Origin of the sequence: Dactylosporangium sp. NPDC005555, assembly GCF_040605635.1 — a bacterium.
Taxonomy (GTDB): domain Bacteria; phylum Actinomycetota; class Actinomycetes; order Mycobacteriales; family Micromonosporaceae; genus Dactylosporangium.
On the sequence record NZ_JBEXDG010000080.1, the window covers coordinates 1 to 21,430 of the forward strand.

At 71.5% G+C, this 21,430-nt stretch carries 20 protein-coding genes and 1 pseudogene; 14 read left to right on the forward strand and 7 right to left on the reverse strand.

Going from position 1 to position 21,430, the window contains the following annotated elements; all coding sequences use genetic code 11:
- Window positions 1-287: 287 nt before the first annotated feature.
- Window positions 288-1,688 (forward strand): FAD-binding oxidoreductase, encoded by a 1,401-nt coding sequence (locus ABZS58_RS46175; protein ID WP_354790682.1) that lies wholly within the window; start codon window positions 288-290, stop codon window positions 1,686-1,688.
- 16 nt (window positions 1,689-1,704) lie between these two features.
- On the opposite strand, the gene ABZS58_RS46180 is transcribed toward ABZS58_RS46175, so the two are convergent.
- Both ABZS58_RS46180 and ABZS58_RS46185 read right to left on the reverse strand, forming a co-directional pair.
- Window positions 1,705-3,018: a condensation domain-containing protein gene (locus ABZS58_RS46180; protein WP_354790683.1), complete on the reverse strand. Its 1,314-nt coding sequence runs from the start codon at window positions 3,016-3,018 to the stop codon at window positions 1,705-1,707.
- A 16-nt stretch (window positions 3,019-3,034) separates the two neighbouring features.
- Complete coding sequence (locus ABZS58_RS46185; RefSeq protein ID WP_354790684.1) at window positions 3,035-4,381, reverse strand: condensation domain-containing protein; 1,347 nt, start codon at window positions 4,379-4,381, stop codon at window positions 3,035-3,037.
- A gap of 631 nt (window positions 4,382-5,012) precedes the next feature.
- Here ABZS58_RS46185 and ABZS58_RS46190 point away from each other — a divergent pair.
- Together ABZS58_RS46190 and ABZS58_RS46195 are read left to right on the forward strand one after the other, a co-directional pair.
- Window positions 5,013-5,159, forward strand: coding sequence for a hypothetical protein (locus ABZS58_RS46190; RefSeq protein WP_203844346.1), 147 nt, complete (start codon window positions 5,013-5,015; stop codon window positions 5,157-5,159).
- A gap of 161 nt (window positions 5,160-5,320) precedes the next feature.
- Window positions 5,321-6,577, forward strand: a complete 1,257-nt coding sequence (locus tag ABZS58_RS46195) for a condensation domain-containing protein (protein ID WP_354790687.1) — start codon at window positions 5,321-5,323, stop codon at window positions 6,575-6,577.
- Between the two features lie 57 nt (window positions 6,578-6,634).
- Here the strand turns inward: ABZS58_RS46195 and ABZS58_RS46200 are convergent, their stop codons facing one another.
- The 5 genes from ABZS58_RS46200 to ABZS58_RS46220 form a co-directional block, all read right to left on the reverse strand.
- Window positions 6,635-7,588 carry an ATP-binding cassette domain-containing protein gene (locus ABZS58_RS46200; protein ID WP_354790689.1) on the reverse strand — a complete coding sequence of 318 codons (954 nt, stop codon included), beginning with the start codon at window positions 7,586-7,588 and terminating at the stop codon, window positions 6,635-6,637.
- A gap of 12 nt (window positions 7,589-7,600) precedes the next feature.
- Window positions 7,601-8,365, reverse strand: coding sequence for an ABC transporter permease (locus tag ABZS58_RS46205; protein ID WP_354790691.1), 765 nt, complete (start codon window positions 8,363-8,365; stop codon window positions 7,601-7,603).
- Window positions 8,349-9,545 carry a glycosyltransferase gene (locus ABZS58_RS46210; protein WP_354790693.1) on the reverse strand — a complete coding sequence of 399 codons (1,197 nt, stop codon included), beginning with the start codon at window positions 9,543-9,545 and terminating at the stop codon, window positions 8,349-8,351. The genes ABZS58_RS46205 and ABZS58_RS46210 overlap by 17 nt, the downstream gene beginning before the upstream one ends.
- Before the next feature lie 85 nt (window positions 9,546-9,630).
- On the reverse strand, window positions 9,631-9,879 hold the full coding sequence (locus ABZS58_RS46215) for a phosphopantetheine-binding protein (protein ID WP_354790694.1): 249 nt from the start codon (window positions 9,877-9,879) through the stop codon (window positions 9,631-9,633).
- Window positions 9,880-9,884: 5 nt separating this feature from the next.
- Window positions 9,885-10,793, reverse strand: coding sequence for a methyltransferase domain-containing protein (locus tag ABZS58_RS46220; RefSeq protein WP_354790696.1), 909 nt, complete (start codon window positions 10,791-10,793; stop codon window positions 9,885-9,887).
- 701 nt (window positions 10,794-11,494) lie between these two features.
- Here ABZS58_RS46220 and ABZS58_RS46225 point away from each other — a divergent pair.
- The 11 genes and pseudogenes from ABZS58_RS46225 to ABZS58_RS46275 form a co-directional block, all read left to right on the forward strand.
- Window positions 11,495-13,009: a long-chain fatty acid--CoA ligase gene (locus ABZS58_RS46225; RefSeq protein WP_354790698.1), complete on the forward strand. Its 1,515-nt coding sequence runs from the start codon at window positions 11,495-11,497 to the stop codon at window positions 13,007-13,009.
- Window positions 13,006-13,284, forward strand: coding sequence for an acyl carrier protein (locus ABZS58_RS46230; protein ID WP_354790699.1), 279 nt, complete (start codon window positions 13,006-13,008; stop codon window positions 13,282-13,284). Before ABZS58_RS46225 ends, ABZS58_RS46230 begins: the two co-directional genes overlap by 4 nt.
- A gap of 38 nt (window positions 13,285-13,322) precedes the next feature.
- On the forward strand, window positions 13,323-13,526 hold the full coding sequence (locus tag ABZS58_RS46235; protein WP_354790726.1) for a phosphopantetheine-binding protein: 204 nt from the start codon (window positions 13,323-13,325) through the stop codon (window positions 13,524-13,526).
- Entirely contained in the window at window positions 13,523-14,695 is a 1,173-nt protein-coding gene (locus ABZS58_RS46240; RefSeq protein ID WP_354790701.1) for a beta-ketoacyl synthase N-terminal-like domain-containing protein, read from the forward strand. Before ABZS58_RS46235 ends, ABZS58_RS46240 begins: the two co-directional genes overlap by 4 nt.
- On the forward strand, window positions 14,692-15,294 hold the full coding sequence (locus tag ABZS58_RS46245; RefSeq protein ID WP_354790703.1) for a beta-ketoacyl synthase chain length factor: 603 nt from the start codon (window positions 14,692-14,694) through the stop codon (window positions 15,292-15,294). Before ABZS58_RS46240 ends, ABZS58_RS46245 begins: the two co-directional genes overlap by 4 nt.
- Window positions 15,291-16,553: a beta-ketoacyl-[acyl-carrier-protein] synthase family protein gene (locus tag ABZS58_RS46250; protein WP_354790704.1), complete on the forward strand. Its 1,263-nt coding sequence runs from the start codon at window positions 15,291-15,293 to the stop codon at window positions 16,551-16,553. Before ABZS58_RS46245 ends, ABZS58_RS46250 begins: the two co-directional genes overlap by 4 nt.
- A 59-nt stretch (window positions 16,554-16,612) precedes the next feature.
- Window positions 16,613-17,707, forward strand: a complete 1,095-nt coding sequence (gene hppD, locus ABZS58_RS46255) for a 4-hydroxyphenylpyruvate dioxygenase (protein WP_354790706.1) — start codon at window positions 16,613-16,615, stop codon at window positions 17,705-17,707.
- A gap of 43 nt (window positions 17,708-17,750) precedes the next feature.
- A complete protein-coding gene (locus tag ABZS58_RS46260) occupies window positions 17,751-18,662 on the forward strand; it encodes a phytanoyl-CoA dioxygenase family protein (protein ID WP_354790727.1) in 912 nt (303 codons plus the stop codon).
- Window positions 18,663-18,685: 23 nt separating this feature from the next.
- On the forward strand, window positions 18,686-19,486 hold the full coding sequence (locus ABZS58_RS46265; RefSeq protein ID WP_354790708.1) for a DUF3050 domain-containing protein: 801 nt from the start codon (window positions 18,686-18,688) through the stop codon (window positions 19,484-19,486).
- 27 nt (window positions 19,487-19,513) lie between these two features.
- Window positions 19,514-20,479 carry a thiamine pyrophosphate-dependent dehydrogenase E1 component subunit alpha gene (locus ABZS58_RS46270; protein WP_354790709.1) on the forward strand — a complete coding sequence of 322 codons (966 nt, stop codon included), beginning with the start codon at window positions 19,514-19,516 and terminating at the stop codon, window positions 20,477-20,479.
- Window positions 20,479-21,426: pseudogene (locus ABZS58_RS46275) on the forward strand (transketolase C-terminal domain-containing protein); the annotation flags it as partial. The gene ABZS58_RS46270 and the pseudogene ABZS58_RS46275, both read left to right, overlap by 1 nt.
- Between the last annotated feature and the right edge of the window lie 4 nt (window positions 21,427-21,430).

Below are 21,430 nucleotides of genomic sequence, written 5' to 3' on the forward strand. Positions count from 1 at the left end.
GGCAGCCACACAACACCCGCAACCCGCCACCCACCACACAAAACCAACGACACCAACACCCCCACAAAACCAACAAGACGTTAAACGCCAAGACATAAAGTCTTCCGGATCATGGGAAATCGTGGACGCGACCTTGGCGCGACGCAGCACCACCCCGTGGGACCCCGGGCCGCCGCGGCGGCGACGGCGTCACCAGCCCCCGGCCGGCGGCGGGCGACCGGGCCCGCGGCGAGGTGGCCGTCCTTCGCCTGCTTGCCGACGATCCGGGTCGATGACAAGATCTGCGAGTGCGGCTCGATCTTGCGCGACTTCGCGACACCTTCCACGGCACCCTGGTGACCCCCTACGATCCCGGCTACGAGGCCGCGCGGGTGCTGTTCAACACCCGGGTGCGGACCCGGCCGGCGCTGATCGCGCAGTGCGCCGGCAGCGCCGACGTCGCCGCCGCGATCGGCTTCGCCCGCGAGCACGGCCTGCCCCTCGCGGTCCGCGGCGGCGGGCACCACGCGGCCGGGCTGTCGCTGGTCGAGGACGGCGTCGTCATCGACGTCGGCGGCCTGCGCTCCGTCGAGTTCGACGCGGCCGCGCGCACCGTGACGGTCGGTCCCGGCGTGGGCTGGCGCGACATCGACAAGGTCACCTACGTCGAGCACTCGTTCACCGGCGAGGACGGCCTCGAATACGGTCTGGCCGGTCCGGGTGGCGAGTGCCCGACCGTGAGCAACGCCGGCTACAGCCTCGGCGGCGGCTACGGTCCGCTCGGCCGCACGTACGGGCTTGGCGCCGACCACATCGTCGCCGCGGAGGTCGTCGACGCGTCCGGCGCCGTCCTGCGGGTCAGCGAGGACGAGCACCCGGAGCTGTTCTGGGCGCTGCGGGGCGCCGGCGGTGCGGGCTTCGGGGTCGTCACCTCGCTGACGTACCGGCTGAACCCGCTGCCCAGGACCGTCGTCGGTGGCGTCGTCGCGTGGCCCCTGTCGCGGGCCGAGGACGTGTTCCGCGCCTATCGCGACCTGTACGACGACCGCGGCGACGACCGGCTCGCCTTCTGCCTGCTGCTGACCACCGAGCCCTACCCGGAGGGTGAGCCGGTCGTCGTCATGTACGGCCTGTACGTCGGCCCGCCCGGGGAGGCCGCGGAGGCGCTCGCGCCGATCGAGGCGCTCGGCGAGCCGCTGTTCAGCTCGATCGGCGAGTGCTCCTACTTCGACCTCATGCAGGGCATGGGCGAGGAGATCATGTACGGGCTGCAGTCGAAGTGGCTCGGCGGATACTTCGGACCCGAAGGATTCGACGAGCCGGCGTTCGCCACGATCCTGGACAACTTCCGGCGGGCGCCGTCGGGCTACTCCATGGTCCGCTTCGACCTGCTCGGCGGCGGCGCCATCGGCCGCGTCGCGCCGGAGGCGACCGCGTTCGTGCACCGGGCGCCGCTGCACTACATCTCGGTCATCGCGCAGTGGCAGGGCGACGAGGAGACCGACACCAACGTGGCGTGGATCGACGGCTTCGTCGAGGAGCTCGCCCCGCACCTGACCGGCGAGGTGTACCAGAACTACGCCAGCCGCGACCTGACCGACTGGGCCGGCGCGTACTACGGCGCGAACTACCCCCGCCTGCAGCAGGTGAAGCTGCGCTACGACCCGCAGGACGTGTTCGCCACGCCGCAGTCGATCCGCCTGCCGTAAAGGCGTCCGACGGGCGTCACGCCAGCGCGGCCTCGACGGCGACCGACTCGATGCCGCGGACGCACGCCTCCACCTGCGCCGGCGACAGGCGGTGCGTGTCGGCCCAGACCGCCAGGCCGACCGCATCGTCCAGGGCGTCGACCTGCAGGTAGAAGGTGCCGTCGTAGGTCGGCAGCGTGCGGTCCCAGCGGACCGTGGTGCGGGGCAGCGCGGCCCGGATCCGCGCGGCGGCCGGCAGCACCGCGGGCACGGCGGCGGCGGGGCCTCGGCGGTCGTTGACGAAGCATGAGATGTCGACGGGGCCGCCGCGGTCGGCGGCGAGCCGGTCCAGCATCGCCCGGTGGTCGGCGGGGTCGAAGTAGCCGTGCAGGTAGGCGCTCGTCGCGGACCGCCACACCCGCCGCGCCACCTCGTCCAGGTCCCCGGCCGGGTCGATGACGCAGATGCCGGGCTGCGTCAGGTGGCACACCGCGTCGGCGAAGCCGGGCCGGAAGCGGTTGCTGACGAGGACCTGCGCGACGCTCGGCGCCCGGCCGGTGACCCGGGACAGGGCGACGCCGTAGGCGGCGAGCAGCACGTGGCCGGTCTCCACGCCGGTCCGCGCGGCGACGACCTGCAGCGCGAGGTGCAGCGCCGGCGAGTGGTAGACGAGCTCCCAGAAGCGCGGCGTCCGCGGGTCGTCGGAGGTGCCGAAGCGCTCCGGCGGGAGGTCCCGCAGCGCCGCCTCCCAGTGCCGCAGCGACTTCGCGCTGTGCCGGCGTTCGGCCGGCTGTGCCTGCCGGTGGGCGAGCTCGAGCGCGCGGACCCCGGCGGCCGGGGTCGTGCCGGTGGCCGCGTGCGGCAGGTCGCGCACGAGGGCCTCGATGCCGAACCCGTCGACGGCGAGGTGGGAGTACTGCACGACGAGGTGGCTGGGCACGTCGCCGACGGTCACCACGCCCCACCGGACGGGGAACTCGTGCTCCAGGTCGAACGGCGTGAACTCGTACCGGCTGCGCAGCGCCTCGGCGGTGTCCTCGGCGTCCTCGGCGGACGACGCGACGATCTCCAGGTCGACGGTGCCGGACGCGGCCACGGTCTGCCGCGGCTCGTCGCCGGCGAGGCTGAACCGGGTCCGCAGGCCCTCATGGCGGCTCACCAGGCGGCCCAGCGTGGCGGCGAGATCCGCGACGGTGGCGTCCGGGCCGAGCGTGACGGTCCCGCCGATGTTCAGGGTCCGGCCGGTCCGCCGCATCGTGTGCCAGATCTCCTGCTGTCCCCAGGTCAGGGGGCCGGCACCGGCGCCGTCACCCAGGAACGGCACGGCGAGGCAGGTCGTGGCAACGTGCATCGGCTACTCCGATCGGCTACCCCGAGACCGCGGCGGCGACCACCAGTTCCTCGATCCCTCGCAGGATCGCCACCAGATCGTCCGGTGCCACCCGGCGGGTGTCAACGCGCAGGGTGATGTCGACCGTGTCCGGCACCGGATTGATCAGGAAGAACACCGTGGCGTAGGGATCGTCGGAGTGCGTCCCCCAGCGCAGCCGGCTGCTCGGCAACGCCTCGTTGATGTCCGTCGCGGTCGCCCGTGGCAGGACCTCCGCCGATGCCATCGTCCTGCGCCGATCGTTGAAATAGGACTGCAGGTCGAGGGCCCCGCCGCGCTCCTCGCCCACCCGGGCGATCATGTCCCACAGGTCGCGGGGGTCGTAGTAGGCGTGCATGCCGGCGGTCAGCTGCGTCTTCCACACCCGGGCGACGACTTCGTCGAAACTTACATCCGCGGTGTCCACGACGCACAGGGCGCTCTGCGCCAGACCGGAGACCGACTCCTTGAAACCGGGCCGGAAGCGGTTGCTCACCAGCATCCGCACCACGGTGGTGGGGTCGCCGGAGATCCTCGCCAGCATGAGCACGTACGCGGCGAGCAGGATCGTGCTGCTGTGCGCCTTGGTCCGTTCGGCGATCACGCCGAGGGCGAGGTGGGCGGCGGGTGATTCGTAGCTCGCCTCCCAGTACCGCGGCGACGGCGGGTCCGGCACGGGCGGGAAGCGCTCCGGCGCGATCTCGCGCAGCTGCTTCTCCCAGTGCCGCAGCGACGCGGTGTGCTGCCGCCGCGCCGCACCCGCGCGCTGCCGGCGGGCCAGCTCGGCGGGCTGGACGCCGTCGGCCGGGGCGAGGTGCTCGCCGGTGGCCCGGTCCAGGTGCGCCAGGTCGTTGATGATGGCCTCGATGCCGTACGCGTCGACCGCCATGTGGGAGTACAGCACGACGAACCATGCCGGGGCCCCGTCGCGGCACACGACCGCGGCGCGCACCGGCCAGTCCTCGGCGTTGTCGAACGGCGCGTCCTGAAGGGCCACGTCGAGGGCCGCGGCGACCTCGGCCGGATCCTCCTCGCCCGCCTCGACGATGTCGATGAGGACGACACCGGAGTCGGACAGGACCTGCCGGGGCAGGCCGTCCTCACCGAGCCGGTAGCGGGTCCGCAGCGATTGGTGCCGGCCGATGAGGAACGCGAGTTCCATGACGATCTGCTCGATCGTCTGCCCGTCGAGCAACGGCATCGTGCCGCCGGCCCAGTCGACCCGGCCGCCGCCCAGCTCCATGGATCTCCAGGCAGCCCATTGCCCCCAGGTCAATTCCTCGACACCCGATCCTTCACCCTCGAAGTTGACCGGGACACGCTGCGCCGTTGCAGTCTCCGCCATGACCTCTCGCCTCGTGATCGTCGGTGTACGCGGGTCCGATGGCGCTGCAGACTGCGGGCGGCCGGCCGGGCGTCGGCTGCGCCGGGCCGGCCGGCCGCCACGACAGGATTAGAGCCGGGCGTTGCGGAGCTGAGCGTTGTTGCCCCGGAGCTGAGCGTTGACACCACGCAGCTGAGCAGCCTTCATTTCGCACCTCCCTTGCTGGTCACTGGAAAGCGCTCGAAAGGGACCACCTGCATGTCGTCCAGGTCCAGACCTGTTCGGACCCTGACGAGCGTTCGGGCCCACCCTGCAAGCGCTGCGTCGAAGCCTATCGGCTGTCTTCTACCTGACGAAAGAGGTAGGCATTGATCTTATCCAATCAATGCCTGAAGGTCCGAATTTTAACGATCGTTATGTCCGTTTTCCGGAGAAGCGTCTGGGAAATACGGATGGTATTTAAAATATCCGGAAGGGTGACGGGAGCGGTTGACACGATCCACACGCGGGGCGATGCTTCTGACGGTCATAGACTTCGGTCGTTCAAATGACCCCAGGGCATGCCACGGATTCGTCGCGAAGGCGACGGATGAGGTGTGCCCTGCCATTCCATATCGCACTGTGATGTGCCAAACGATATGAGGAGGTGAACATGTCGAACGCCATCTCGGGCCGGGCCATCTCGGGCCGCGCCATCTCGGGGCGGGCCATCTCCGGCCGCGCCATCTCGGGTCGGGCGATCTCCGGCCGGGCCATTTCGGGCCGCGCCATCTCGGGCCGCCGCGCCATCTCGGGCTGACCTGACGCCGCAACCGAAGTGAACCGAGCACCACCGCACAGGTGGGGAGCCCGCACCGGCACCCACGGACGGCACCCGACGGGCATGGGTGTCACCAGGGTTCGGCCGGGTTCCCCTCCTCCGCACGACCACCGCAGCGAGCAGCACCCTGGAGGCACAGCGTGTCCGGCGATGAGACGTATCCGGCCACCGTCGGACAGCTGTCCGTCTGGCGCGAGATCGAGCGGCTGCCGGCCGACCGGCTGTGGGAGGCGAACCTCTCCTCCGTCTGGGACCTGCCCGAGGGCGACTGGAGCGAGGAGCGGATCTGGTCGGCGCTCGGCGCCGCCGCCATGCGGCACGCCTCGATGCGCACCGTCTACGTGCTCGACGAGGACGGCTTCCCCCGGCAGCGCGTCGCCGCGCACTCCGTGCAGGAGGTCCTCGCCCAGGTCGGGCAGGGCACCGCCGACGTCGCCGAGCGCGAGGCCAAGGACGCCGCCGAGCTGCAGCGGGCGATCGACACCACCGCGGAGCTGCCCTGGCGCGCCTGGATCCTGCTCGACGGCGGGACCCCGAAGCAGGTCCTCGTCGTGTTCAACCACATGGCCGCGGACGGGGTCGGCGGCCTCGTCCTGCGCGAGGACTTCGAGACCATCCTCGGCGGCACCGAGCTGCCGCCGGCGCCGGGGCCGATCGAGCTCGCCCTCGACCAGCAGGGTGAGGGCAGCGGGCGGCTGCGCAACGCCGAGCGGTACTGGCGGCGGACCATCAGCGCCGCACCCCACCGGCCCGCGGGCGGCGACGCGGAGCCGCTCGGCGCGGTGCTGCACACCGGCATCCCGATGCCGCTGGCCAACGAGGCCATCGGCAAGTTCGAGGTGACCCTGGCCAGCCTGATCCTCGCCGCCTACTACCGCGGCATCCAGGCGGCGACCGGCGAGGACGCGGTGCTGCTGCTGCTCATGTCGTCCAACCGCTTCGACGAGACGCACGCGCGGGTCGTGACCAGCCTCAACCAGTGGACGCCGCTGCTGCTGCGGTTCGAGCCGGACGAGCCGTTCGAGGAGATCCTGCCCAAGGTGCACTGGAAGGCGTTCAACGCGCTCAAGAACGGTGTCTGCTCGCCGGACGCGATGTGGGTGATCCGCGACGAGCACGAGCGCCTCGACCCGCCCGTCGACCCCGGGTTCTCCTACAACCCGATGCTCGCGCCGCCCGGCTTCCCGTCCGAGGACCGCCTGGTCGCGCCGCGGATCGAGCGCTTCGAGCCGGCCCGCGCGACCGGTCCCGGCTTCTACCTGATCGTGCGCGGCCTGACGTCGCTGGACCTGGTCTTCCGGACCCGGCGGCACGGCTTCGACGACGCCGCGATGACGACGATGCTGCACACGATCCAGGACCGTCTCGCCGGCACGATCGGCGGCGAGCGGCTCTGAGCAGGCGACAAGGGCGCGACCCGGAACGGGTCGCGCCCTTGTGTCGTCCATGGGCGGTCAGTCCCGCAGCGAGCGCCCGGTCTTGGTCAGGAAGACGTCGTCCAGCGTCGGGCGGTGCAGCCCGATCGTCTCCAGCTTGATGCCGGCGCCCTCCAGGGTCCGCATGATCTGCGGGATCGCCGAGTCGCCGGCGTCGACGTTGAGCCGCACCTCGTTGTCCTCGCGGACCTCGACGCTCTTGGCGAAGGCCTCCTTGCCGAGCACCTCACCGGCGCGCTCCGCCTCGTCGGCGACGACGACCGTCACCACGTCGCCGGAGATCTCGCGCTTGAGGTCCGCCGGTGTACCTTCGGCGACGATCTCACCGTGGTCGATGATGGCGATCCGGTCGCAGAGCGCGTCCGCCTCGTCGAGGTAGTGCGTGGTGATGAAGACCGTCATGCCCTCGTCGCGCAGCCGGCGGATCTCGTCCCACATGTGCGCGCGGGACTGCGGGTCGAGGCCCGACGTGGGCTCGTCCAGGAACAGCACCTGCGGCTGGTGGATGACGCCCATCGCGATGTCGACCCGGCGGCGCTGGCCACCGGAGTAGGTCTTGCACTTGCGGTCGGCGTACTCGGTCAGGTCGAACGCGGCGAGGGCGGCCTCGGCGCGCTTCTCCGCCTCGACCTTGCCGATGCCGTACATGCGGGCCTGCAGCACGATCTCCTCGCGCCCGCTGACGTCGTCGGTGGTGCCGCCGCCCTGCGCGACGAAGCCGATGAGGCGCCGCACCGCCCCCGGCTCGGTGCGCAGGTTCGCGCCGGCGATCGTCGCCTCACCGTCGTCGGGGGAGATCAGCGTCGCGAGCATCCGCAGCGTGGTGGTCTTGCCGGCGCCGTTGGGCCCGAGGAAGCCGAAGATCTCGCCCTGCGCGACGTCCAGGTCGATGCCCTTGACGGCCTCGACGCTGGTCGCCTTCTTGCCGCGACCGGACTTGTAGACCTTCTTCAGCCCTTTGATCTTGATCATGAGAGTGCTCCCTTACCGGACCGAACGCGAGAAAGTGCGGGCCGACCAGATCACCGCGACCACCATGAGGCCGCCGGCGATGGCGATGCTCTGCCAGATGGCCGGGTCGCTGGTGTTGCCGATGAACAGCGCACGCAGGCCCTTGGCGGCCCAGTTGAACGGGTTGAAGTCGGCGACCGTGCGCAGCCACAGCGGCGCGAGCGCCAGCGGCAGCAGGGTGCCGGACAGCAGCATCAGCGGCTGGGCGATGTTGTTGACGACCTGGCCCAGGACGCTGGGGTTGGCGACCCGGATCGCGATGCCGTAGGAGATCGACGCCGACGACAGCGCGCAGAGGGCCAGGATCGCGTAGCCGAGCAGCAGGCTGCCGATGTTGACGAACACGCCGAACGGCAGCGACAGGACGGTGATGATGATCGACTGGACGATGACCGTGACGACGTCGCGCAGCGAGCGGCCGAGCAGCAGTGCGACCCGGCTGACCGTGGTCACCCGGGACCGTTCGATGACGCCGTTGGCGAGGTCGCCGAGCAGGCCGAAGCCGACGTACAGGCCGCCCGCGAGGGCCAGGGCGATGAGCATGCCGGGCACGTAGATCTTGTACGCGTCGCTCATCGTGTTCGCGCCGACCGACGCGAGCGCCGGCTTGAGCAGCGGCGCGAAGAGGATCAGGTAGACCGCCGGCTGTGCGACGCCGAGGACGACCCACAACGGCGACCGGAGCATCAGCAGCATGTGCCGCTGGAAGATCAACCAGGTGTCACGCAGGAGTTTCACGCGCTTGCTCGCTTTCGGGTGTGGTGCGTTGGGTGGTGAACTGGATCAGGGCCGTCGCGGCGGCCTCGGCGCCGCCGCCCGCGAGCAGTCGCTTGCCGGTCACGCGCGCCGCCTCCGCGTAGCGGGGGTCGTCGAGCAGGTCGAGCAGCGCGGCGCGCAGCGCCTCGGGCCGGGCGTGGTCGATGGAGACCCGCAGCCCGGCGCCGGCCCGCGCCACCGCCGAGGCCATGAGCGCCTGGTCGCCCTTGATCGGGGCGACGAGCAGCGGCACGCCGTGCGCGAGGGCCTCGTTGACGGTGTTGGCGCCGCCGTGGCTGACCACCGCGTGCAGGTGCGGCAGCAGCTCCAGCACCGGCACGGGCCGGCGGACGAGCACGTGGCCCGGCTCGCCGGTGATGGTGCCCTGGGGTGCGACGACGACCGCCTGGAGCCGGTCGCCGAGGGGCTCGACCGCGGCCAGGATCCGCGGGTAGAAATGCGCGGCCTGGTCCATGTTGAGGGTGCCCATGGTGACCAGCACGTGCCTGCGCGCCGGGTCGAGCCAGTCGAACGGGAAGTCCGGGTCGGGCGCGCGCTCGGCGAGCGACGGGCCGACGACGACCGTGTTCGGCGGCAGCCGCGACGGGTCGTCGAGGAGGTCCTCGCCGAGGAAGCTGATCACCAGGTCCGGGGAGAACCGCAGGTCCCAGGGCGGCTCGCCCTCGTGCCCGGCGGTGGTCCACGCGTCGCGCATCCGCTGCTGGATCCACTCCTCGACGCGGGGCAGCCCGCGGGCGAACGGCCTGGTCAGCTCCATCGCGCTGGACGCGACGGTGGCCCACGGCAGGCCGCAGCGGTGCGCGACGATCGGTCCGGCGATCGCGTGCTGGTCGACGACGAGCAGGTCGGGCCGGAACGCCTCGACGGCCGCCTCGATGCCTTTGCGGGTGTACTTGGTGTGCGGCAGGATGTAGCCCTCCCACCGCGAGCGGGTCGCGTCGAGGCCGCGCTCGGCCTGGCCGCGGTGGGCGCGCAGTGGGATCGGGTGGATGTCCGCCTCGGGCCCGGCCAGGGGGCGCAGGAACGACTCCGACCCCGCCCACAGCACCTCGTGCCCCCGGGCGAGCAGCACCTTCGCCACCGCGACCATCGGGTTCACGTGCCCGGTCAGCGGCAGGCTCAGGAACAGGAATCTGCTCATGCCGTCGCCTCCGCTGCGCTCCAGCGCCGGCCTGAGCTCAACCTGCGCCCATGATGAGCGGCCACTCCGCTGCGCTCCAGCCCACTCATGCCGTCAGCTCCGCCAGATCCCCGACGGTCAGGTCGATGAGCCCTTGCAGGTCCAGGCCGCCGATGTACGCGGCGAGGTCGATCCCGTACGCCTCCCGCATCCTGGCACTCAGGTCCACGATCTCAAGGCTGTCTATAAATAGGTCCGTGTCGATTCTTGTGGACGGCGTGACGGTGGCCGCCCAGCCCTCGTCCTCGCCGGTGACCTGGCGCAGCAGCTCCACGATGTCGGCGTGGGCGGCCATGGCGATCAGTCCCCTGCCGCCGGCTTCGTGGCACGCACGGCGCCGTAGGTCACCGCGCCGGTCTCGAAGCCCTTGAGCATCAGCGGGCCCGCGTAGAAGAAGCCGAGCACGTCGACGCCGCGGTCACGGGCCAGGTCACGCATCATCGACCGGCCGTTGTCCAGCTCCTTGACCTGGGCGAACCCGGGCTCCCAGGAGTTCGCGACGTTGGCGCTCCAGTCGACGATCGCGATGCCGGTGAAGCCGGCCGCGGCGGCGAGCCGCTCGTGCTCCTCCAGGGAGGAGAAGCTGGGCATCACCTGGTGGCGCAGGATCTGGTCGACGACCCGGGTCTCGCCGGCGTCCAGCTCGCCGTCGCGGACCGACCAGGTGGCGATCGCGACGGTGCCGCCCGGCTTGAGCACCCGCAGGACCTCGGCGAAGAACGCCTCCCGGTCCGCGATGTGCATGAGACTCTCGACGGCCCAGACCACATCGAACGAGGCGTCCGGGTAGTCGTTGGCCATGAAGTCGCACTGGCGGAAGTTGGTGCGCTCACCGAGGCCCAGCTCCGCGGCCTTCTCGTTGGCGCGGGCCGCCTGGGCGGCGCTGAGGGTGACACCCTCGACGGTGCAGCCCAGCGGCCCCGCCAGGTGCATCGCCGGCCCGCCGATGCCGCAGCCGACGTCGAGGACCCGGGCGCCGGCCGGGACGCCGGCGAAGTCGACCAGCTCGCGCACGAGACGGTCGGTCGCCACGTGCCGGTCGTCGTCGTTGCCGGGGCGCTCGCCGATGTCCCAGAAGCCGTGGTGCACGTGCTGGCCCCAGAGGTCCTCGTAGAGGTCCAGGGTGGTGTCGTAATACCGCTCGACGGCGGCGTTCAGCCCGGGCCCGGCCGGTGCGGACGGGTATGCGGAACTGGCATTTGCTTTCACAGTCGCAAATCTCCGAATGGGATCACCAGCTTTGGGCGCGTTCCCGGATAGGGACGCACGGAGCCCGGCCATTGTATGGGCGGCGCGCCGACGCTTGTCAATGCACGTCACATCGTCCGGGACAGGCCGTGGCCTGCGGTGTCTCAGATCGACCGGCCGGAGGCTCATCATGCCGCCATACATGGCGAATCGGTATATCGGCCCGAGCCGACGTCGACGGGGGTCAATCGTGGCGGTTGCGCACCCTAGAGCCCGGCAATGGGCGGGTGGCGAGTGTTCGCAGGGTAGATACCAGTTGTATCCGGTGCGCCGCTAGTAGCCCATTTTGTCCGATTTGACAAGAGCGGGATGTCCCCCGAACCGGTACTGAGCAGGGAGTTCTGTAAAACGCGGCGATGACCGCGCCGAATGCAGACCGTATCGATGCAAACGATTTTTAGCGGACGTAGGCGTGGCAGAACGGACAAACGGCAGCACCGTCGGGTTGCGCACTCTTGTAAAACGGGTTTGATTGCGTAAGGTCTATGGCTAGTCGAGGTGACTATTCCCTGCGCATTGTGTCCGGGCGTGATTCGCACCGGTGGTCGCAGGACCGCGCCCGACGTTCGCCAGTGTGTTCAATCGGGGGTTGCACACGCTGATCGCCGGCCAACGTGGGCCGACCGGTCAGCGGAGCAGCCGCGCGCAGAAAGGGGTTCCGGGTGACCGACGCCCAGGCGACCCAGGCGATCGACCCGTCGTGGGTCGACGAGGTGCTGCTGTCCGGCCCGGACGATCAGGTCGCCCTGGTCTTCGACGCCCCTGTCACCCGCGCCGAGCTGCGCGCGCTGGTCGCCGCCAAGCAGTCCGTCCTCGCCGCCGCCGGGCTCGGCCGCGGCGGGTCCGTCGCGCTGTGCCTCGCCCCGTCGCTCACGTTCGTCACGAACCTGCTCGCCGCCTGGCGGCTCGGCGCCCGTGCCGCGCTGCTGGACCACCGCCTCACCGCGTTCGAGACCGACAACGCCCTGCAGCGGCTGGCGCCGCAGGTCGTCGTCTCCGCCAAGCACGTCACCGGCGGGCCGCTGCGCGGCTTCGTCGACATCGAGGAGCGCGTCGCCACCTACCCGGGGCGGCCCGCCGACACCGCGCACGCGCTCATCCAGCTCAGCTCCGGCTCGACCGGCCCGTCGAAGGTCATCGCCCGCACCGCGGCGGACCTCGTCGAGGAGATCGGGCGCTACGTGAAGATCGGCGCCGGGGTGCCGCAGGGCGGTGAGCGGACCGTGTCGCTCGCGTCCATGGTGCACGTGCTCGGTCTGGTCGGCGGCCTGCTGTACGGGCTGCACGCCGGCGTCCAGTTCGTGGTGCCGGCGCGGATGACCGCCGACGGCATCCTGTCCGCCGTCGCCGCCGGACCCGAGCCGACCACGCTGCTCGGCGTCCCCTTCCACATCGAACTGCTCTCGTCGGTGCAGACGCCGCCCCGCCTGCCCCAGCTCACCGGCATGACCACCGGTGGCGAGCTCGTCCGCGCCGAGGTCTACGGCGGCTTCGTGGACCGGTACGGCATCCGCCTCGGCAACATGTACGGGATGACCGAGGTCGGGGTCATCGCCACCGACCTGTTCGGCGAACACCGCCCTTCCCTCACCCCCGCACCCGGCCTCACCGTCCGCGAGGAAGCCGGCGAGCTGCTCGTGTCGCTGCCCGCGTCGCCGTACCTCGGCCTCGTCGACCCCGCCCGCTGGGCCGACGGCTGGCTGCACACCAAGGACGCCGGCAGCGTCGAGCAGGCCACCGGCCGCGTGCGCATCCACGGCCGGCGCGACTCGCAGGTCTCCGTCGGCGGCCTCAAGGTCGACCTGACCGAGGTCGAGCACACGCTCGCCGCGCTGCCCGGCGTCGCCAGCGCCGTCGTGACCCACGACAAGGCCATCGAGGCCTACGTGATGCTGCACGACGGCACCACCGCGGCGCAGGTCCAGGAGCGGCTCGCGGAACGCCTCGCCGGCTTCAAACGGCCGCGCGTGCTGAAGGTCGTGGAGCAGCTGCCGAGGACCGCCACCGGCAAGCTCGTCCGGGACCGCGCCGCGCTTCTCGCGGCGACCGGCGCCGGCACCGCGACCTCGCCCGCCGCCGCGATCCCGGCGCAGCGCACAACGGGAGCAGACGTGACCGATGGCGCGACCGACCCGGTCGCGCCGGCACCTGTCAAGGAAGGGAACCACGCACGATGAGCGAGACGACTGATCAGGAAATTCGCCAGTTCCTGCTGGACTCGTTGACCGAGATGAACTACAGCACCGAGGACATCGACGACGACACCGCGCTCGGCCCGGCCGGCGCCGACCTCGAGTCGCTGTCGCTCGCCGAGCTCGCCGTCCGCGTCGAGGACCGCTTCGGCGTCCGCTTCGACGACGACGAGGCGGAGAAGCTGGCCGGGATGACCGTCGGCGAGTTCATCGCCGCCGTCGCCGAGCGCCGGTCCGCCGCCGCAACGGCGGGCAGCTGAGCGTGGCCGCTGCACCAACCCGCGACGACGTCCTGGCGATGCTCGCCACGTACGGCGACCGCACGCCCGCCGACGTCGCCGAGGGGATCGACTCCCTTGAGCTCGCCTGGCTCGTCCATCAGCTCGAACAGCACTACGGCGTGCCGCTCGACCTCGACGACGACGCCCTCGCGCGCATGGCGACGGTGAGCGGGACCCTCGAGGTCCTCCAGGAACTGAAGGTCGAGACGGGTTCGCGATGACCACCACCACGACCGTTCGGCGCGGTCCGGGTGCAGTGGTGCTGACCGGCGCGGCGGTGCTGAGCGCGTTCGGCCGGGGCATGACCGCCCTGGCCGACGGCCTGGACGGCGGCGTCGCGGCCTTCCGGCCGGTGGACCGCTTCGACGTGACGGGACGGCGGGTCGGGGTGGCCGCGGCCATGCCCGGCTCCCCCGCCCTCGCCGAAGAGCTCGCGCGCGTGGTGGACGAGGCCTGTGACGAGGCCAAGCTCAGCACCGCCGAACGGGCCGGCGCGCCGCTCTTCCTCGCCTTGCACGGCGATCCGGCGATCGCCAGGGTGCCCGAGGCCGACCGCCGCCGGCACAGCAGCACCGCCTTCACCGCCGCGCTCGCCGGCGCCACCGCCCTCGCCGGGGACCTGCCGCTGGGTGCGGGGATCCGGGCGTACACCTCGGCGTGCGTCGCGGCGAGCACCGCGGTGGCCGACGCGGCGGCCGCGATCGCCCGGGGCGAGCTCGACCGGGTCGTCGTGGCCGGTGGGTACCTCGTGGACGCTGACCAGTTCTCCCTCTTCGACGCGGGCCGGGCACTCTCCACTGACGGACAGGTCCGGCCCTTCAGCGACGGGCGGCGTGGGCTGCTGCTCGGCGACGGGATCGGCGCGGTCGTCGTCGAGTCCGCCGCCGCGGCCGGTGACCGGGGCGTCCCGGCGCTCGCCCGGCTCGCCGGCTGGGGGCGCTCCGGCGACGCGTACCACCCCTGCCAGCCGCACCCGGAAGGGCACGGCCTGGCCCGGGCGATGACCGCCGCCCTGCAGCGGGCCGGGGTCGACCCCTCGGACGTCGGCTACGTCAACGCGCACGGCTCCGGCACCGCGCAGAGCGACGTCGCGGAGGCCGCCGCGCTGCGCACCGCGCTCGGCGAGCACGCCGCGACGGTGCCGGTCTCCTCCACGAAGTCGTTGCACGGCCAGGCCCTGGAGGCCTCGGGCGTGCTGGAGCTGATCGTCACCCTGCACGCGCTGCGCACCGGGCGGCTGCCGGTGAACGCGGGCTTCCTCGCCGCGGACGAGCACTGTCCGCTGAACCTCGTCCTCGACGGGTTCACCGCGGCGAGCCCGTCCTACGCCCTGACCCTGAACGCCGCGTTCGGCGGCGCCAACACCGCCCTGCTGGTGGGGGCAGCATGACCGGGTTACTGATCGGCCCCGAGGACCAGGAGCGAGGGCTCGGCGCGGCGGAACTGTTCGTCGAGGACATCCCGCCGCTGACCGCGCTCGCGGTGCGGGCCGGGCTCGACGTCGCCGCCGCCGCCGACTGGCCGGAGCCGGGCGACGAGGAGCTACCGAAACTCGCGGGCTTCGTGCACTCGACGTTCAACCCGCTGGTGGCCGCCACCGCCGGCCGCTGCCTCCAGCGCCGGGCGGAGAGCGCTCCCAGCGCGGTGACCGCGATCGTGCTCGTCACGTCCACCGGCGACGTGGCCAGCGCGGCGCACGTCGCGGCCGCCGTCGACACCGGCGGCCGGGTCGGGCCGCTGTTCTTCTTCCAGTCGGTGCCCAACGCCGTCGCCGGGCACGTCGCCGCGCGGTGGCAGCTGACCGGCCCGGTCGTGTGCGTCGACAGCACCGATGCCGGGCTGACCGTGGCCCGGCTGCTGCTCGCCGACGGCGACGCCGACGAGGTCCTCGTCATCCTCCTCGAGCAGGCCGCCGCGCCCGAGGCCATCACCGGAACCAGCCACGACACCGCCTCCGCGGTGGTTGTGGTCGAAAGAGGGGCACCATGACCAGATCCATGGCAGTTACCGGGATCGGGCTCGTCACGCCGGTCGGCACGACCGGTGCCGAGGTCTTCGACGCCATGTGCGACGGGCGGTCCGGGCTGACGAAGCCCGCCGCCGACCATCCCCTCGCCGGATCCGTCGACGTGGCCGCGTTCTCACCGCCGATCGACCCGACGTCGGTGCTGCCGGCGCCTGAGACGCGGGTCGTCGACCGGTACATCATCATGGCGATGACCGCCGCCGAGCAGGCCCTGGCCGACGCCGGCATCGTGGTCGGCCGCGACGTCGACCCGTACCGGATCGCCATCATCCTCTCCGGCACCGGCGGCCTCGCGACCCTCGACGCGCAGGCGGTGCTCCGCTCGCAGAAGGGCCGCCTCGGCGTCAGCCCCTACCTCCTGCCCGGCATGCTGCCGAACATGGGCGCCGCCCGGGTCGCGATGCGGCACGGGATCCAGGGCTACAGCTCGTCCATCGGCACGGCCTGCGCGGCCGGCGCCCAGTCGATCGGTGAGGCCGTGCGGCTGCTGCGCGCCGGCGAGGCCGACATCGTCGTCGCCGGGTGCAGCGAGGCGCCGCTCTTCCCGACCCTCGCCGACACGTTCGGCAACGCCCGGGCGCTCGCCCGCGGCTGGGACGACCCGACCGCCGCGAGCCGCCCGTTCGACCGCCGGCGCAACGGCCTCGTCCTCGGCGAGGGCGCCGGGGTGTTCGTGGTCGAGCGCGCCGAGCACGCCGAGGCGCGCCGGGCCCGCCGGTACGCCGACATCGTCGGCTGGGGCGCCACCAACGACGCCCACCACCCCACCACCCCGCGCCCCGACGGGTCGGCCGCCGCCGCCTGCATGAGCCGGGCCATCGCCGACGCCGGGATCGAGCCCGGGGACGTCGGGTACGTCAACGCGCACGGCACCAGCACCAAGCTCGGCGACGTGGCCGAGTCGACCGCGATCCGCGCGGTGTTCGGTGCCCGGACCCCGCCGGTCAGCTCGACGAAGGGCGTGACCGGCCACATGCTCGGCGCCTCCGGGGTGGTGGAGGCCGCGGTGTCGGTCCACGCCATGCTCCGCGGGCTGCTCCCGCCGACGCACAACCTGGACGAGCCCGATCCCGCCTGCGACGTGGACCACCTCATCAAACCCCGTCCTGCCGAGGTGACCCACGTCCTGTCCAACTCCTTCGGCTTCGGCGGCCACAACGTGAGTCTGATCTTCGGCCGACCGGAGTCCGCCTGGACGCGCGACGAGACGCGCACGGCGTGACGCCCGCTCGTCACAGCCCCCTGGGAACGACCGATCAGAACCCGAAAGGGAAGCAGGCAATGCAGATCCTCGACACCGACCACATCGAAATGTTCGTCGGCGACGCGCGCCAGGCGGCGCACCAACTGTGCGCCACGTACGGCTTCCACGTCTACGGCCACGGCGGCCCGGAGACCGGCCTCGCGGGTCAGCGCAGCGTGCTGCTGGGGCAGCGCGACATCCGGATCCTGCTCACCTCAGGCCTCAGCGGCGACCACCGCGCCAGCCGGTACGTCGCGAAGCACGGCGACGGCGTCGCGGTCATCTCCTTCAGCGTCACCGACGTCGCGGCCGCGTTCGCCGAGGCGGTCGCGGCCGGCGCCACCGCGGTCCAGCCCCCGCAGCGGCTGGAGCACAACGGCTCGATCGTCGTCACCGCGGAGGTCTCCGGCTTCGGCGACGTGACCCACCGGCTGGTGCAGCGCACCGAGGGCGACACCGACTTCCTGCCCGGCCTGATCGACATGCCGGTGCCCCCGCCCGCCCCGACCGACGAGGACCTGCTGCACATCATCGACCACGCCGCGATCTGCCTGCAGGCCGGCGAGCTCGACCCGACCGTGCAGTACTACGAGAAGGTCTTCGGCTTCGTCATGATCTTCCAGGAGTACATCGAGGTAGGCGAGCAGGGCATGCAGTCGAAGGTGGTGCAGAGCCCGACGGGCGGCGTCACGTTCACGCTCATCCAGCCGGACCTGAGCCGCCGCGCCGGGCAGATCGACGACTTCCTGTCCTGGCACGAGGGCGCCGGCGTGCAGCACATCGCCTACAGCACCCACGACATCGTGACCGCCGTGCGCGCCTTCAGCGCCAAGGGCGTCGAGTTCGCGCAGACGCCGGCGAGCTACTACGACGTGCTGGAGTCGCGGCTCGGCGCGGTCGATGTGCCGGTGGACCAGCTCCGGCCGCTCGGCATCCTCGTCGACCGGGACCACTGGGGCCAGATGTACCAGATCTTCGCCAAGTCGACGCACATCCGCCGCACGTACTTCGCCGAGCTCATCGACCGGCACGGCGCCCGGACCTTCGGCACGAGCAACATTCCCGCGCTGTACGCGGCGAAGGAACGCGAACTCGCCGCGGTGCGCGACACGACAGACGGCCTGCGCAGCTGACCCCCCGTTTCGCCTTATTCGGAAAGGACCCGGAGCCTTGACCATTTCAGTGACCGAGACGTCTTCGCTGTCGGACGACGACCTGGCGCTGCTGCCGTCGGACGACGACGTCGAGCACTTCGCGCAGCACGGCTGGTACCTGACGCAGAAGCTGTTCACCGACGACGAGATGGATCAGCTCGTCGGGGCGAGCGAACGCTTCTACGCCGGCGAGCGCTCCCGCACGCTGCCGTTACGCCCGCCGAAGCTGGCCTACTGGGACCCGTCCAAGGGCGACGTGCAGCGGCACAACGACTACGTGCACTACGAGAGCGACCCGATCGCGCGGATCCTGCGCAAGCCGCTCATCGGCGCGGTCGCGGCGCGGCTGGCGAAGGCCGACGAGATCCGGGTCTTCCAGTCGACGCTCATCTACAAGCCGCCGATCGCCGGTGAGCCCAGCAACGTCGTCCCGTGGCACTTCGACCGGCACTACTGGTCGACGTGCACGTCGGAAAGCATGCTGACCGCGTTCATCCCCTTCCACGACTGTGACGAGGAGATGGGCACGATCACGATGGTCGACGGGTCGCACCGGTGGGAGGAGATCCTCGCCGACGACACCACGACGCGGCACTTCGCCGAGCGGGACCGCGCGGACCTCGAGGTGATGCTCGCCGAGAACGCCGCGTACAACAACGTCGAGGTCGTCAAGGTCCCGATGATCATTCCCAAGGGGCACATGAGTTTCCACCACTGCCGCACCTATCACGGCAGCGGACCGAACCGCAGCGACCGGCCCCGCCGCGCGGTCTCGTTCCATCTCCAGGACGGTGCCAACGAGTACCGCCGGTTCGAGCTCAGCACGGGGGACGTCGTCGCCTACAACCACGACGTGCTGGTGCGGCGCACCGAAGACGGCCGCCCCGACTACTCCGACCCCGAGTACTGCCCCGTGCTGTGGCGTACGCCCTAACCAAAACCCTTCAGGAGGCTCACATGTCCCGTTACGACTGGGGTCAGCGTCACCCCGGCATCGACCGGCTGGAGGCGCAGATCGCCGAGGCTCGCACCGAGGTCGTCACGCACCCCATCTACGCCCGGCTGGACAGCCTGCCGGCGATCCAGACGTTCCTGGAGCACCACGTCTTCGCCGTGTGGGACTTCATGTCGCTGCTGAAGTCGTTGCAGCGCAACCTCACCTGCGTGGAGGTGCCGTGGATCCCGACGGGGCCGACCGGCAGCCGGCGGCTCATCAACGACATCGTCCTGGTCGAGGAGAGCGACGAGCTGCGCGGCGGCTTCATCAGCCACTTCGAGCTGTACCTGCTCGGCATGCAGGAGGCCGGCGCCGACACCGGTGTCATCGACGCGTTCATCGACCTGCTGCGCGCCAAGACCCCGGTCCCGGCGGCGATGGAGGCGGCGGGCGTCCCCGCGGCATCCGCGGAGTTCGTCGGGCTCACCTGGCACCTCATCGACACGGCGCCGATCCACTGCCAGGCGGCGGCGTTCGCGTTCGGCCGCGAGGACCTGATCCCGGACATGTTCCAGCAGGTCGTCAAGGTCAACGAGCAGGGCGGGCAGCTCGGCACGTTCGTCGACTACCTGGAGCGGCACATCGAGGTCGACGGCGAGTTCCACACGCCGATGGCCATGCAGATGGTGACCGACCTGTGCGGCGACGACGACGCCAAGTGGGCCGAGTGCGCGGAGACCATCAACCTCGCGCTCGCCGCCCGCGCCAAGCTCTGGAGCGGGATCCTCGCCAAGATCGACGAGAAGGTCCTCGCGGCGTAGTTCGCCGCTTTCCTGAAGGAGTACCACGTGACTGACGCCGCCGGGCTGTACCGGACGGTCCGCCTGATCAGACGGTTCGAGGAACGTGCCATCGAACTCGTCCGGGACGGCACGATCGTCGGTGGGATCCACCCGTACCTGGGGCAGGAGGCGATCGCGGCCGGGACCTGTGCCGCGCTGCGCCCCGGCGACGTCATCACCAGCACCCACCGCGGCCACGGGCACGTCCTGGCCAAAGGCGCCGACCCCGCCCGGATGCTCGCCGAGCTGACGGGCCGGGCCACCGGCCTCAACGGTGGCCGCGGCGGCTCGATGCACGCCGCGGACTTCAGCCTCGGCATCCTCGGCGCCAACGCGATCGTCGGCGCCGCCGTGCCGATCGCGACGGGTGCCGCGTGGGCGGCGCGGCGGGCCGGCAAGGACGTCGTCGCCGTCACCTACTTCGGTGACGGCGCGGTCAGCCAGGGCGTCGTGCTGGAGACGATGAACCTCGCGTCGCTGTGGAAGGTCCCGGTCGTCCTCGTCTGCGAGAACAACGGCTTCGCCACCACCACCCGCGTCGAGCAGGCCGTGGCCGGCACGATCACCGGCCGCGCCGAGGCGTTCGGCATCCCGGCGTCCACAGTGGATGGCAGCGACCCCGAGGCGGTGCTCGCCGCGTCCCTGGAGGCCGTCGAGCGGGCCCGCTCCGGCGGCGGGCCGTCACTCATCGAGTGCGTCGCCTACCGCTTCGACGCCCACCACACGTGGGAGCACACGGCGCGGCCGCGGTACCGCACCGACGACGAGGTGGCGGAGGGCATGCGGCGCGACCCGGTGGCCCTGCAGGGCTCCCGCATCCCGGACGCGGAGCGGGACCGCATCGACGCGGAGATCGAGGCGCTGCTCGACGAGGCGGTCCGCTTCGCCGTCGACAGCCCGCCGCCGGATCCGGCGGGCGCGCTGGACCATCTGTACGCGGACGGCCTGCGGGCCAGGGCGGGGGTCTCCTGATGCCGAACCTGTCATACCTCAAGGCACTCAACCGGGCCCTGACGACCGAGATGGCCGCCGACCCGAGCGTGTGCGTGTTCGGCGAGGACGTCGGCGTCGCGGTCAGCAACGTCACCACCGGCCTGCTCAAGAAGTTCGGCCCCGAACGGGTTGTCGACATGCCGATCTCGGAGCAGGCGTTCACCAGCTTCGCGACCGGCGCCGCGATGGCCGGGCAGCGCCCCGTGATCGAGTTCCAGATCCCGGCGCTGCTGTTCCTCGCGTTCGAGCAGATCGCCAACCAGGCCCACAAGTTCTCCCTCATGACCGGCGGGCAGGTCAACGTCCCCGTCACCTACCTGCTGCCGAGCTCCGGCTCCCGCGGCGGCTGGGCCGGGCAGCACTCCGACCACCCCTACAGCCTCTTCGCCCACGTCGGGGTGAAGACGGTCGTCCCCGCGACCCCCGCCGACGCCTACGGGCTGCTGCTGACCGCGATCCGCGACGACGACCCCGTCATCGTGTTCGCGCCCGCCGGCGCCATCGGTGTCCGCGAGGACGTCGACTTCGCCACCCTCGCGCCGGTGCCGCTGGGCGTCGGGCGCATCCACCGGCCCGGCGACGACGTGACGGTCGTCGCGGTCGGCCACCTCGTCCACGACGCCCTCGCCGTCGCCGAGGAGCTCGCCGGCACGATCTCGGTGGAGGTGTTCGACCCGCGGACCCTGCACCCCTTCGACTGGAGCGGCCTCGCCGCGTCGCTGGAACGCACCGGCCGGCTCGTGGTCGTCGACGACTCCAACCGCTCCTGCGGCATCGGCGGGGAGATCCTGGCGACCGCCGCGGAGCAGATGCGCCTCATCGCGCCGCCGAAACGCATCACCCGCCCCGACGGGGCCGTGCTGCCCTTCGCCCGCGAGCTGGACCTGGCGCTGCAGCCGACCCGAGCGCAGATCCGCACCGCGGTCGAGC

Bases quoted from the DNA above. Each gene is read 5' to 3' on its own strand.
- ABZS58_RS46180 (WP_354790683.1), bottom strand. From the start codon at position 3,018: ATGCACGTTGCCACGACCTGCCTCGCCGTGCCGTTCCTGGGTGACGGC.
- ABZS58_RS46185 (WP_354790684.1), bottom strand. From the start codon at position 4,381: ATGGCGGAGACTGCAACGGCGCAGCGTGTCCCGGTCAACTTCGAGGGT.
- ABZS58_RS46190 (WP_203844346.1), top strand. From the start codon at position 5,013: ATGTCGAACGCCATCTCGGGCCGGGCCATCTCGGGCCGCGCCATCTCG.
- ABZS58_RS46200 (WP_354790689.1), bottom strand. From the start codon at position 7,588: ATGATCAAGATCAAAGGGCTGAAGAAGGTCTACAAGTCCGGTCGCGGC.
- ABZS58_RS46210 (WP_354790693.1), bottom strand. From the start codon at position 9,545: ATGAGCAGATTCCTGTTCCTGAGCCTGCCGCTGACCGGGCACGTGAAC.
- ABZS58_RS46215 (WP_354790694.1), bottom strand. From the start codon at position 9,879: ATGGCCGCCCACGCCGACATCGTGGAGCTGCTGCGCCAGGTCACCGGC.
- ABZS58_RS46230 (WP_354790699.1), top strand. From the start codon at position 13,006: ATGAGCGAGACGACTGATCAGGAAATTCGCCAGTTCCTGCTGGACTCG.
- ABZS58_RS46235 (WP_354790726.1), top strand. From the start codon at position 13,323: ATGCTCGCCACGTACGGCGACCGCACGCCCGCCGACGTCGCCGAGGGG.
- ABZS58_RS46240 (WP_354790701.1), top strand. From the start codon at position 13,523: ATGACCACCACCACGACCGTTCGGCGCGGTCCGGGTGCAGTGGTGCTG.
- ABZS58_RS46245 (WP_354790703.1), top strand. From the start codon at position 14,692: ATGACCGGGTTACTGATCGGCCCCGAGGACCAGGAGCGAGGGCTCGGC.
- ABZS58_RS46250 (WP_354790704.1), top strand. From the start codon at position 15,291: ATGACCAGATCCATGGCAGTTACCGGGATCGGGCTCGTCACGCCGGTC.
- hppD (WP_354790706.1), top strand. From the start codon at position 16,613: ATGCAGATCCTCGACACCGACCACATCGAAATGTTCGTCGGCGACGCG.
- ABZS58_RS46265 (WP_354790708.1), top strand. From the start codon at position 18,686: ATGTCCCGTTACGACTGGGGTCAGCGTCACCCCGGCATCGACCGGCTG.